Here is a 12,606-nt window from a genome sequence, read left to right as displayed (position 1 = left end):
AGGATAGACTGGCTAGGGTGCTAGCCCCTAGCCCAGCCTATCCGCCCACAAAAATTCAACATTCAACACTCAACATTCAACATTTAAAAAAAATGAAAGCGAACACTTGGAAAACAATTCTTCAGATAGCCATCAGCATACTGACCGCTATCGCTACTACGCTCGGAGTAACGAGCTGTATGGGATAAAGAAAACAGAGAAATCCGGTCATTAAGGTCATGGTCATTAAGGTCATTAAGGATTTCCAAAGAAAGTTAAAGGGAAATGAGTAAAAAATCATCATTTTTTTGCTCATTTTCCTTTTTTTTATTATCTTTGCTTAAAAATTAATAATTGAACTTTCGCATGTGGTTCAAGTACGGGCTGAAGGCCCAAAAGCTCCTAGCCCAGGGGTATGGGACAAAACTTGCGAAACTTGAATAAATGAAAAAATATATAGATGGAAAAGAATATTATAAATATAGATGCACATGTCATAGATGATATCAGAACCATCATCACAAGGGCAAGAAACAAGGCGTATCAATCTATCAACGAAACTCTGATACGCTCAAACTGGGAAATTGGCAAACGTATTGTTGAAGAAGAGCAGCTTGGCAAGCAGCGTGCTGATTATGGTATACAGCTCATCAAGTCCATATCTCAACAGTTGACGACTGAGTTCGGCTCCGGCTATGGTGTTCGTAACCTTGCCTATTTCAAGCAATTATACCAATATTTTCCTGATTGGGAGATTTTGCACACGCGTGTGCAAAATCTTTCGTGGTCACATTTGAGATGCATTTTAAGGGTGGAAAGATAAGCTAGTACCCCCAAATATCTCTGCTACAAGATAATAAACACAAAATAAAGAACGAAGAATTTCATTGAAATAATCTGATGGAAACAGAAAGAATTTTACTTCGATATTGGCAGGAATCAGATGCAGAGGCGCTCTTCAAGTACGCCTCCGACCCTGACGTAGGACCACGTGCTGGATGGCCGGCGCATAAGTCTGTAGAAGAAAGTCGGGAGATAATCCGGACATTCTTCCATAATGAAACGACATGGGCGATTGTGTTGAAAGAGACTGGCGAGGCTATCGGCTGCATCGGCTACTACACCCATGAAACCAGCAACATCCCTATCGGAGAAAACGACTGTGAGGTGGGCTACTGGGTAGGAAAACCTTATTGGAACCAAGGAATCTGCACCGAAGCCTTGAAGCTGATGCTTGACTACTGCATCAACGAGAAGCATTTCGAAAACATCTGGGCAGACCATTTCACAGGCAATCCTGCATCAGGAAAAGTCATGGAGAAATGCGGTTTCGTCGATACTGGTATGTTGAATAAATGTAGCCAACTCGTGGGTGGCGACAAGGATATGGTTAAAGTATTTAAGTACAACGGCTAAAGGAGAAAAATAGAATGATGAGAAAGAAATCAAGAGGCAAATAACCATGCATTGTCCATTCTATCATCCCGTACAAAAGTACCACAATCAGCAATATTTGTGGTACTTTTGTACTAAAATAGATATAAAACTGTTGAAAGCTATTAAAAATTAGGTTGATTTTAAAAGTTTCCCGTACAAAAGTACCACAATTAAAAATATTTGTGGTATTTTTGTACCAAAATTAGGAGAACAATTATGGAAACAAAGAATTCATTCATATCATCAGCAAGCGTCAAAGTACAAGGACGAACAGCTTACTACAAGATGCTGGAAGCCGTTCGCCAAGGTGAACTGATTCAGGTTTGCCGTGGCGTATATGCTAACATAGACCAATTGTCAGCATGTATGGTTGATATTGAGTCTATTGTTCCCAACGGAATCCTCTGCCTTTGGTCTGCCTGGAATATCCATCAACTTACGACATCCATGCCGCAGGCTTATCATGTCGCTATCAAAAGGGATAGAAAAGTTAAGGTACCTTCATTCCCAAAGATAGAGCTCCATCACTATACTTCCAACATTCTTGAAATCGGCGTAATTGAGAAAGTCATAGATGGATTTAAGGTAAAGGTATATGATGTAGAACGATGCGTATGCGATGCAGTAAAGTTCCGCAATAAGGTGGGCATTGATGTCTGTTCTGAAATCATCGATACCTATCTTTCCAGACCAGAAAGAAATATCAGTAAACTAATGGATTATGCCAGACAATTGCGTGTTGGTAATATCCTAGAAAATTATCTACAAGTGAAGCTATGAGTAAAGAACAAAATAAAAACTACGGGAAGTCAATACGTACAAAATTGCTGAACGTTGCAAGAAAGGAAAACGTCTTTAATCAGACTATCCTGACTCGGTATTTTCAAGAGAGACTTCTCTACAGAATATCGCAGACTCATTACAGAGGAAATTTTTATCTGAAGGGAGGCGCACTCATGTATGCATACGAAAAATTTGCGGCTCGTCCTACATTGGATATAGATTTCCTTGGCAATAATATCAGCAACGAAGGTTCTTCTATAATTGCAGCATTCAGAGAAATATGTTCTGTGCCCTACGAGGAAGATGGCGTAATATTTGACACGGAGAACATTACTGCACAAAATATAACAGAGTTCAAAGACTATCATGGGATTAAGCTCAGCATTCCAGTCAAGATGGACACTATTGCCCAGGTTTTAACAATGGATATTGGTTTTGGTGACGTGGTAACACCTTCCCCAATAGATCTTGATTATCCAGTATTGCTAGAACATCTGCCGAGTGCCAATATACTGGCCTACTCGCTTGAAACAGTTATTGCTGAAAAGATGCACGCAATTGTGGATCTTGCAGACCAATGTAGTCGAATGAAGGATTATTATGATCTCTACAAAATCTTGCAGAATGAAAAGTATAATCCTATAATATTACAGGAAGCTATCAAACATACATTTGAAAATCGCCACACACCTTATAATGGGAACACGATGTTTTTCAGAAAAGAGTTTGGCAGCAATCAGCAAATGCAGGTCAGATGGACTGCTTTCATACGTAAAATAACGTCCACTGACATCTTGCCTTTTACTGAAGTGATAGCGTTCTTACAGCAAAGACTTCTTCCGTTTTGGGAGAACATGAAAGATGAATAGCAGAAAATACAATATATATCAGTTTCCAGAATGTAAGGACATAGTTGTTTCTGGAGATATTCACGGTGACTTTAATCTCCTCGTGAACAAAATTTGTGTGCAATATCAAATGCGGAACACGTTAGTTATTGTAGCAGGCGATTGTGGATTTGGTTTTGACAAGAGAGGCTATTATGATAATATGGTGAAAAGAAACGCCAAACGTATGAATGATGCCAATAATTGGATTGTATTCATTAGAGGCAATCATGACAACCCAGCGTATTTTGATGGGAAAAGCTTTAAGCACAAACGTTTCATTGCCATTCCAGACTATTCTGTAATCAACGCTTGCAACCATTCGATTCTCTGTGTAGGAGGAGCCATATCAATTGACCGTACGTATAGGCTTGAAGCATGGAGTAAGAAACAACAAAAGCGGCTACGTTTTGGTAACACGGAAGTCGTTGACGATTTTTCTCCATCATACTATTGGCAGAGCGAATCGCCGACTTATAATAAAGAAGCACTAATGTCGATTTTGTCTGAGCAGAAGGTTGACATTGTAATAACACATACGTCTCCATCCTTCTGCGAATTATTAAGCAAGGAAGGGATAAGCAAATGGACTTGCAACGACAAAACTCTGATATCAGACATACAGCAGGAACGTGAAGTTATGAATAGTCTGTATGAAACTCTGAAAGAACATCAGCAGCATGTCACTCATTGGTGTTACGGACATTTTCATCAAAGCTGGCATTCTTCTATTGATGGTACATTGTTCAAGATGCTGGATATTATGGAGTTTTATGAGTTGAAATAATTTTGGACTCAAAAGAGAGCTACAGTGAGTGGTTTATGTAAAAAGTTACGGAGAATATGAATTATCTCCGTAACTTTTTACATTTTCGGCTGATTTTACCGCTTCAGCGCTATGTTATAATTATAATATTTGCTGTTGCCCGTAATATCCTCCAGCACCTGGATGAAAGGAGGAAACTTCACACTCTCGTTGGCAGAAATGCCGCGGGTTTCAAGAATCATCAGGTCGAAAACCGGCTCAAGAAACTCGTCGAGCTCGAAATACTGGCCCTTCCAGATAAAGCTCTTGCGATGCTTATGAATGCGCTGGCGGTAAGGATCAGCCTGCTGAAGCATATTCTCGTAAAGATTGGCATTAATCTGTCGCTCGGTCTCAATCTGCTCATTGTCTGAAAGACGCTTCTTGGTAGTGTGAACGTACACATACTTGCCTCCCTCGAAACCGCGACGGCGAAGACGAATCTCACTGCCCGGCTCACCCGTAAGATAAGTCTGAACAATATCGCTGTCTATCGCATTAGGAACCTCGCCCGTCAGCTTCACGATATATTTTCGCTCCTCCTCTATCGGCTGCGGAATGGCAAGCACATTGCTTATCTCCTTGAGCACACGGTTCAGCTTGTTGTTGAAATCTTCGTGGTTATTGATTACCCTGAGATGAGGATGACCCTTCCATGCAGAAACAATCTTCTTGTCCAACTCTCGCGCTATCTTCAGTCCTTCTTCATCCGCCTTCTCCAGGCGCTGCGCGTTGTTGGCTGTAGTATAAAACTGCTCGGCACCATCAGCAGCACTCACCAGATGCAGTACAGCATCATAGCGGTCGCGAAGCTGGGCATCTGTATAACCCTCTTCAGAGATGATGCGGTGCCAGAAATCGGGAGTGAGATAGGTAGAAATATCCATCGTACCACGATCGCAGACGATGATGACCGGCTGCTGCAATGTTTCAGCCATGCGCAGGAAACTGTCTTCCAGGTTGATCTGAGTCTGGAAAGTAGCCTTCTCGCCCTCGAAGAAAAAATCCTTGTTGGAGGTGAGATAATTCATGCCCGCCTGGGTGAACATGGTTGGAACCTCGGGAATGGTAAAGACCTTATAGCCGAGACTGGAGAAATGTTCAATCACCTTAACCATAGCGGTAGTCTTGCCCGCACAAGGTCCACCCGTCAGTACAATCTTCTTAATCTGATTCATATTTCAAGTAAATATTTTTCGTTTTTTCTAATAGATGTTCTTTCCGGAGCATCTTATTTTCGGGTGCAAAGATAACAATAATTCTTCAAACGAAAGCAATAATTTATGCAAGAAAAGAAAAATATTGTATTTTTATTTTGATTTCTCATTGTTTTGATGTACCTTTGCAAAGAAAATGGCTCATTTCTAGCCATCAGAAACAAAAATATAACTATAAGATAAAAAATGGAAAAGATAAAGACATTAATTATAGGTAGCGGTCCTGCAGGATATACTGCTGCCATTTATGCCGGCAGAGCCAACCTGCAGCCAGTACTCTATTCAGGTATGCAGCCGGGCGGACAGCTCACCATCACCACAGAGGTAGAAAACTTTCCGGGCTATCCTAACGGCGTAGACGGAACACAGATGATGATGGACATGAAGGAACAGGCAGCCCGATTCGGAGCCGAAATGAGAGACGGAAGCATCGTGAAGGCAGATTTCAGCTCACGCCCATTTCATCTTACAGATGAGCGCGACAACGAGATTGAGGCAGAAACCGTGATCATCGCCACAGGTGCATCAGCCAAATATCTGGGTCTTGCCGATGAAGAGAAATATCGCGGACAGGGCGTTTCAGCCTGCGCTACCTGTGACGGATTCTTCTACCGCAAGCGCACCGTAGCCGTAGTGGGCGGTGGCGATACTGCCTGCGAAGAGGCTATGTATCTATCCGGACTTGCCAAGAAGGTTTACATGATTGTGCGCAAGCCGTATCTCCGTGCTTCAGAAATCATGCAGCAGCGTGTAAAGAACAAGGAGAACATTGAGATTCTGTTCGAAACCAACACGCTGGGGCTCTTCGGCGAGAACGGTGTAGAAGGTGCTCATCTCGTGCGCCACAAGGGCGAAGCCAACGAAGAGAAGTTTGACATCAGCATCGACGGATTCTTCCTGGCTATCGGACATAAGCCTAACACCGACCTCTTCAAGGGGCAGATAGATCTCGACGAGCAGGGCTTCATCAAAGTAGTGCCAGGTACTGCCACCACCAACATTCCGGGTGTTTTCGCAGCAGGCGATGTAGCCGACCCAATCTACCGCCAGGGTGTTGTTGCCGCAGGCTCGGGAGCCAAGGCAGCCATCGAAGCCGACAGATTCCTGCAGCAACAGTAAAAACTATAGTATAAAATCCTATAAAGCGGGGTTAATATAGTTAAAAAATAACAGCAATATTTTGTCAGATGCAAAAAATGTATTACTTTTGCATCTGATAAAATAAAAAGGAAGATTGGCAGAGTGACCGAATGCGCTGGACTCGAAATCCGGTATACCCTCTTCCGGGTATCGGGGGTTTGAATCCCTCATCTTCCGCTAAGTTCCCCTACAGGAACCGTCATTTTATAGTTTCATAAAACAACTCGACATGAAAAAAATCATCATCCCCATATTTATGCTCCTCCCGCTGATGACTGCACAGGCCCAAACCGTGCTGACTGAAGAGCAGCAGCTGGAACAGGCACAGAAACAGCTGGAAGCTGCCAAGAAGGCACTGGAAGTGGCTAAAATTAAAGCACAGGCTGCCAAACTGAAGGCTCAGGCCGACAGCATCAACGCTGCAAGCGCCAAGGCGGAAGCAAAGAAGGCCCATGCTACTGAGCCAGAACCAGTTGTTGTAAAGGAGCCAACCACATCAACCACGGGATGGGCGATTCCTGTTGCCGTAGCCGCTAAGCCAAAGGAGGCTGCCAAGCCTGCCAACAAGCTGGCAAATGGCACAACAGCCAAAGTGGACATGAAATATCTGGCAGGCGCCATCACATATAATGATGAAAACAAGATAGAATTCACACTCGATACGGATGCTAACGGAAAAACTGCCAAGCAGATTTACGACATCGTATTAAAATACATGAGTGAACTGACACAGAACGAGCAGAACATAGCAAGCCGGGTAGCACTGGTAAACGATGCAGAACACGTCATCGCCAACACGATGGACGAATGGCTCGTCTTCAGCCAGTCATTCATCTCGCTTGACCGCACGGAATTCAAATACCAGCTGATAGCCAGGATTTCAGACAATCATCTGAATCTCTCGCTCTGCCGCATCATCTATAACTACGAGGAAGGAAGAAGCACCGGTTTCAAGGAACCTGCCGAAGAGGTAATCAGCGACAAGATTGCGCTCAACAAGAAGCAGAACGACCTGGCTAAGATCTTCGGAAAGTTCCGCAAGTGCACCATCGACCGCAAAGACCAGATATTCGCAGAGTTAGCTGCATTAGTAAAACAATAAGTTGAAGAAAAATGGATAATCAGAATACAGACAACAAGATACAACAGAACGAGGCACAGCAGCCTGCAAACGCTACAGCCCAGCCTACAGCTGAGCAGGGAGCAGAACAGACTGAACAGAAGCAGCCTACCAGCTACGCCGTAAGACCTCAGCACCGCCGGCTTCGCCCATTGGCCTACAGCGACCAGAACAACATGCTGAAGGTGCGCAACTATCTCAACATCGCCTTCATGCTGCTCGCCATCGTGGGGGTAATACTCTGGACCCAGCTGGAAGAAAGCCGCAATATCGCCTACATCGTACTCATCGTGGGTGTAGTGCTCAAGATTGCCGAAGTATGTATCCGACTATTTAAGAAATAATGAAGAAGAAGAAAATTATATTCTCATCACTCCTATTTTGTGCTGCAACCCTCCCGGTTGCGGCACAAAACGATTTTAACTATAACGAAGATTCGCAGTTCCGTCCTCAAACCAACCGCAAGGTGAACACCGATTCACTGGGCTCAGACAAGGAGATTCCGAAAGGCATCAGGGTATGGACCGTAGACGAACGCTTCGGCGACACAAAGGCTGCGGTAGTAGACACCTTGCAGCACATGTACATGAACTCAACCTTCACGGAAGGACTGAGAGGCGAATACAATACCCTCGGAAATATGGGTACTGCCCGACTGAACCGAATCTTCATCGACCGCCGCAACACGCAGGGCAACTTCATCTTTACAGAGCCCTACGATTATATCGTAAATCCGGTAAGCGACTTCCACTTCACCAACACCTACTCACCTATCACGAACATAACGCTGAACAGCTGCGGCGACAAGGTGACTGGAGAAGACGACTTCAAGGCCATGTTTGCCGTAAATGCCAACAAAAGGCTAGGCGCCGGTTTCAGATTCGACTACAAGTATGGCAGAGGATATTATAACGCACAGAGTACCAGCCACTTTAAGTACACCATGTGGGCATCTTACCTGGGCGACCGCTATCAGGCACACTTCCTCTTCAGTACCAATCATGAGAAGATGACCGAGAACGGCGGTATTACCAACGATGATTACATCAAACATCCGGAAATCTACACCGAATCGTTTGCCACCAATGAAATTCCTACCGTTCTGGAACAGAACTGGAACCGACTGGACAACCAGCACATCTTCTTTACCCACCGCTACAACGTAGGTTTCAGCCGAAAGGTAAAGATGACCGAAGAAGAAATCAAGGCAAAGAAATTTGCCATGGCTTCGAAAAAGGAAAATGCTGAAGAGGAAGCGAAGGAAGAAGCCAGAAAGAAAGCCAAGGAACAAGGCAAGAAATTTGATGAGAAAGCCTACGACAAACAGCAGGGAGCTAAATTCACCGGCCGTCCTGACGGAGCCAAGATTGCAGGCGATGAACCGGCAAAAGGCTCAGCCGCAAAGGATATAAAGACCGATAGCACCCGCATCGCAGTAAACGGAAAAGCTGCTGCCGACAGTCTGCTGGCCGTCCAGAAGAAAAATGCCGAAGACTCGCTTTTCTACAAGAGCGAATATGTTCCGGTAACGAGCTTCATCCATACGGTAAAGTTTGACAACTATCGCCGTATTTACGAAGCTTATCAGACCCCAGCCGACTATTATCTGCAAGAATATTACGATGCAGGCAGGCTGACTGGCGACTCCATCTACGACCAGACCAAGCACTGGCACATGAAGAATACCTTCGCCATTGCCATGCTTGAAGGTTTCAACAAATGGGCAAAGGCAGGCTTGAAGGCATTCGCCAGCTACGACCTCCGTCATTATGAACTGCCAACCATGGAAGGCGGTTTCGAAAAATACAACGAGCATGTGCTGAGCGTAGGCGGACAGCTGAGCAAGCAGGAAGGCAAGACACTCCACTACAATGCCGTAGCAGAAATAGGACTGACGGGTGTTGACGCCGGAACCCTTGCCATAGATGGTAATGTAGACGTGAACATCCCATTTCTGGGCGACACGCTTCAGGTAAGAGGCGATGCTTTCTTCCATAGAGAAACCCCATCGTTCTATTACCGCAACTATCACGCCCGTCATCTGTGGTGGGAGAATGATCTCGACAAGACCATCCATACCCGCATCATGGGTACGCTCTCCTTCCCTAAGACACGCACCAAGCTGAGAGTGGCTGTAGATGAAATCAAGAACTACACCTACTTCTCGCAGAGCTATGACATTACAAAAGAAGGTTTGCGAACAGGAGTCATGGTTACACCAATGCAGGAAAGCGGAGGAATCAACCTGCTGACAGCACAATTGGAACAGAACTTCAGACTGGGCATTCTGAACTGGGAAAACCAGTTTACCTACCAGCACTCAAGCAAGGAGAGTGTTCTGCCAGTACCAGCCTTCAATGCCTACACCAACCTCTACATCAAGTTCAAGGTAGTAAAGGTGCTGAACGTAGACCTGGGTGCTGACATGCGCTACTTTACAAGCTATGAAGCTCCCGACTATTCACCTTATATGGGACAGTATACGGTACAGGGCAACGGCGAGAACAACGTAAAGATAGGCAACTATCCTATCGTCAATGTTTACGCCAACGTTCACATCAAGCACACCCGTTTCTTCGTAATGATGAGCCACATCAATGCAGGACAGGGCGACAAGAACTACTTCTTCGCTCCTCATTATCCGATGAACGAGAGAGTGTTCCGTATTGGAGTAAGCTGGAACTTCTTCAATTAATCTTCCTGATTTCCTTAAGAATTTCAGGAGATTCAATTTTAATCTTTTCAGAATATGATAGAAACAAATTCTATAAAAGCATGGTATCTAGCCGCTCGCCCGAAGACTTTGACGGCGGCGGCTGTTCCTGTTTTATTGGGTATTGCGCTGGCTTATAAAGACGCTCAGCAGATACAGACATTGCCAGCCCTACTCTGCCTGCTCTTTGCATGGGTGATGCAGATAGACAGCAATCTGGTGAATGATTATTTCGACTTCAAACATGGTAATGACGACGAAACCCGACTGGGACCGAAACGTGCCTGCGCTGAAGGCTGGATAACATTGGGAGCCATGAAATGGGGAATCATCCTCACTACTCTTCTGGGCTGCGCCATAGGGCTTCCGCTGGTTCTATTCGGAGGTTGGGAAATGGTTATCGTAGGCATCTGTTGCGTAGTCTTCTGTTTCCTCTATACTACCTGTCTCAGCTATCTGGGCATGGGCGACCTTCTGGTACTGCTCTTCTTCGGCATTGTACCCGTATGCTGCACATACTATCTCGTAATGCCCGAAACCATGCAGGGAGTAAGCATAGAAGCGGTTCTCGTATCTGTAGCCTGCGGACTGGTAGTTGATACGCTGCTCATTCTGAACAATTACCGCGATCATGACAACGACCTGAGAGCCGGCAAGAAGACTCTTGTGGTTCACATAGGAAAGAAGAATGCCGAGCGGTTATACTGCGCATTGGGCAATCTGGGCATCATTACCATAATAGGTGTAACCACCTACGAAGTATTTCAGCATGAAGCCAGCAGCATCTTCCTGCCGCTTGCAGCACTCTATATCGTTCTGCACAACAGAACCTATATGGAGATGAAAAAGATAGGCGAAGGCAGAGAACTGAACAGAATTCTGGGCAAAACAGCTCTGAACATCTTCTGTTTCGGCATTGTATCATCCCTGATCATCATCGGAATGGCGAATTGAACAATAATAAACTTATAATAATGTACGCGCGTACCTTATTATATAAATAAAGTGGAGGAATATCTATGAAGCAACAGGTAAATCTCGAAATCATGGACTTTGTGGAGAAACAGATTCTCCCCAAATATAATGCTTTTGGCGAAAGTCATGGACTCAGACATGTTACCCGAGTCATCAGAAACTCTCTGAAACTGGTTCCGGTAACCGGAGCCGACATCGATATGGTGTATGTGATAGCTGCTTACCACGACCTGGGGATGAGCGGTCCGCGTGCCATTCACCACATCACCAGCGGTAAGATTCTGCAGGCAGATGCAAGACTGAAGCGCTGGTTCAATAAAGAACAGATCAAAATCATGAAAGAAGCCGTTGAGGACCATCGGGCTTCATCCAGCCGTCAGCCTCGCAGCATCTATGGCAAGATTGTGGCAGAAGCCGATCGCGATATTGATGTTCACGAGATATTTCTGCGCGCCATACAGTATGGCAAAGAAAATAATCCAGATGATGACAAGGAGCAGCAATGGGAGCGGTTCAGCCAGCACATGGACGAAAAATATTCAAGAAACGGATACATCAGGTTATGGATTCCCAACTCCCCTAACGAGAAAGCGCTCAACGAACTGCGCAATATCATAGAGGACAAAACAGAGTTGAGAAAATATTTCGAAAAAATATTCGAAGAAAACAGCTAAAACATTTGGTAGTTTCAAAATATTGCATTATCTTTGCATTATCAAATAATGACTAAGATGTTTGCACCGTTGCATCGTGATGATGCATGGGTGCCAGAAGGAATAAGGGTCGTTTCGGTTCGATCGGGATACTCATCAAATTACACTATTGAAACCGAGAGGACATTCTCTTGCTCATGGCGGGCCACATAAACTGCAGCAGGCAGGTAAGCTGAAAAGCCGGTGGATTACAAAGGCGGAGGACTCTCAAATGTTTATACATTCGGAGTTTCATCACATCATCGAGCGGCCCTTTCTTTTACAAGAGGCGGATTTCTGAGAAAGAAGTCCGCCTCTGCTCGTTTTAGGAATGAAAGCATTCATCATACTGAAAGAAAACAACCCCTGATAATGTGGGAGTTACAAAGAAAATGCATTTTTATCGAAAAAAAGTTGCAAAAAGATTTGGTAGAATCAGAAAAAAGTAGTACCTTTGCACTCGCATTTGAGAACGATGCTTGGTTGATTCGGTTAAGAATCCGACTGGAAGGTTGGGTGAGTGGCTGAAACCAGCAGTTTGCTAAACTGCCGTGCGGGTTACCGTACCGGGGGTTCGAATCCCCCACCTTCCGCAAGCTATCGTCCGAAAAATGTACCGTTGGTCGATTCATCTAATGGTTAGGATACAAGATTCTCAATCTTGGCATAGGGGTTCGATTCCCCTATCGACTACATGTGTTTTTCATGGTATTAGATTAATAAGTCTCTATAAGTCGGGAGACCAATAGAGATTTTTTTGAATGGTCGATTCATCTAATGGTTAGGATACAAGATTCTCAATCTTGGCATAGGGGTTCGATTCCCCTATCGACTACAAAAGTGTTTTCATGTATTAAT

General features: G+C 44.6%; 14 protein-coding genes and 4 tRNA genes. 17 read left to right on the top strand and 1 reads right to left on the bottom strand.

Annotated elements, in window-relative coordinates; translation table 11 throughout:
- Positions 1-92: 92 nt before the first annotated feature.
- The 6 genes from F7D47_RS11190 to F7D47_RS11165 all read left to right on the top strand — a co-directional run bounded on the left by F7D47_RS11190 (position 93) and on the right by F7D47_RS11165 (position 3,873).
- Entirely contained in the window at positions 93-188 is a 96-nt protein-coding gene (locus F7D47_RS11190) for a smalltalk protein (RefSeq protein WP_153072405.1), read from the top strand.
- Between the two features lie 251 nt (positions 189-439).
- Complete coding sequence (locus F7D47_RS11185; protein WP_153086712.1) at positions 440-802, top strand: DUF1016 N-terminal domain-containing protein; 363 nt, start codon at positions 440-442, stop codon at positions 800-802.
- Between the two features lie 77 nt (positions 803-879).
- Entirely contained in the window at positions 880-1,395 is a 516-nt protein-coding gene (locus F7D47_RS11180; RefSeq protein ID WP_153086713.1) for a GNAT family N-acetyltransferase, read from the top strand.
- Between the two features lie 237 nt (positions 1,396-1,632).
- Positions 1,633-2,196: a type IV toxin-antitoxin system AbiEi family antitoxin domain-containing protein gene (locus tag F7D47_RS11175; protein WP_153083855.1), complete on the top strand. Its 564-nt coding sequence runs from the start codon at positions 1,633-1,635 to the stop codon at positions 2,194-2,196.
- The gene (locus F7D47_RS11170; protein WP_153086714.1) at positions 2,193-3,068 is read left to right on the top strand and encodes a nucleotidyl transferase AbiEii/AbiGii toxin family protein; all 876 of its coding nucleotides are present in this window, start codon (positions 2,193-2,195) and stop codon (positions 3,066-3,068) included. The genes F7D47_RS11175 and F7D47_RS11170 overlap by 4 nt, the downstream gene beginning before the upstream one ends.
- Positions 3,061-3,873, top strand: a complete 813-nt coding sequence (locus F7D47_RS11165; RefSeq protein ID WP_153086715.1) for a metallophosphoesterase — start codon at positions 3,061-3,063, stop codon at positions 3,871-3,873. The genes F7D47_RS11170 and F7D47_RS11165 overlap by 8 nt, the downstream gene beginning before the upstream one ends.
- Before the next feature lie 95 nt (positions 3,874-3,968).
- On the opposite strand, the gene F7D47_RS11160 is transcribed toward F7D47_RS11165, so the two are convergent.
- Entirely contained in the window at positions 3,969-5,069 is a 1,101-nt protein-coding gene (locus F7D47_RS11160) for an AAA family ATPase (protein WP_153086716.1), read from the bottom strand.
- Positions 5,070-5,294: 225 nt separating this feature from the next.
- Here F7D47_RS11160 and trxB point away from each other — a divergent pair, with 225 nt between their 5' ends.
- The 11 genes from trxB to F7D47_RS11110 all read left to right on the top strand — a co-directional run bounded on the left by trxB (position 5,295) and on the right by F7D47_RS11110 (position 12,583).
- The gene (gene trxB / locus F7D47_RS11155; protein WP_022121168.1) at positions 5,295-6,227 is read left to right on the top strand and encodes a thioredoxin-disulfide reductase; all 933 of its coding nucleotides are present in this window, start codon (positions 5,295-5,297) and stop codon (positions 6,225-6,227) included.
- A gap of 109 nt (positions 6,228-6,336) precedes the next feature.
- Positions 6,337-6,425: transfer RNA gene (locus F7D47_RS11150), tRNA-Ser, on the top strand.
- A gap of 52 nt (positions 6,426-6,477) precedes the next feature.
- Positions 6,478-7,350 (top strand): DUF4468 domain-containing protein, encoded by an 873-nt coding sequence (locus F7D47_RS11145; RefSeq protein ID WP_153086717.1) that lies wholly within the window; start codon positions 6,478-6,480, stop codon positions 7,348-7,350.
- Positions 7,351-7,361: 11 nt separating this feature from the next.
- Positions 7,362-7,712 (top strand): hypothetical protein, encoded by a 351-nt coding sequence (locus F7D47_RS11140; RefSeq protein WP_006846707.1) that lies wholly within the window; start codon positions 7,362-7,364, stop codon positions 7,710-7,712.
- Positions 7,712-10,063, top strand: coding sequence for a putative porin (locus F7D47_RS11135; protein ID WP_153086718.1), 2,352 nt, complete (start codon positions 7,712-7,714; stop codon positions 10,061-10,063). Before F7D47_RS11140 ends, F7D47_RS11135 begins: the two co-directional genes overlap by 1 nt.
- Positions 10,064-10,117: 54 nt before the next feature.
- Positions 10,118-11,035: a 1,4-dihydroxy-2-naphthoate octaprenyltransferase gene (gene menA / locus F7D47_RS11130; RefSeq protein ID WP_153086719.1), complete on the top strand. Its 918-nt coding sequence runs from the start codon at positions 10,118-10,120 to the stop codon at positions 11,033-11,035.
- Between the two features lie 65 nt (positions 11,036-11,100).
- Complete coding sequence (locus F7D47_RS11125) at positions 11,101-11,730, top strand: HD domain-containing protein (RefSeq protein WP_119238454.1); 630 nt, start codon at positions 11,101-11,103, stop codon at positions 11,728-11,730.
- A gap of 222 nt (positions 11,731-11,952) precedes the next feature.
- Complete coding sequence (locus F7D47_RS14810) at positions 11,953-12,276, top strand: hypothetical protein (RefSeq protein WP_153086720.1); 324 nt, start codon at positions 11,953-11,955, stop codon at positions 12,274-12,276.
- Positions 12,255-12,341: transfer RNA gene (locus tag F7D47_RS11120), tRNA-Ser, on the top strand. Before F7D47_RS14810 ends, F7D47_RS11120 begins: the two co-directional genes overlap by 22 nt.
- A gap of 28 nt (positions 12,342-12,369) precedes the next feature.
- Positions 12,370-12,441, top strand: a tRNA-Glu gene (locus tag F7D47_RS11115).
- 70 nt (positions 12,442-12,511) lie between these two features.
- Positions 12,512-12,583, top strand: a tRNA-Glu gene (locus F7D47_RS11110).
- Positions 12,584-12,606: the final 23 nt, after the last annotated feature.

The organism is Segatella copri (assembly GCF_009494835.1).
Classification (GTDB): domain Bacteria; phylum Bacteroidota; class Bacteroidia; order Bacteroidales; family Bacteroidaceae; genus Prevotella; species Prevotella copri_F.
This window is presented reverse-complemented; position numbering and strand designations above follow the sequence as displayed.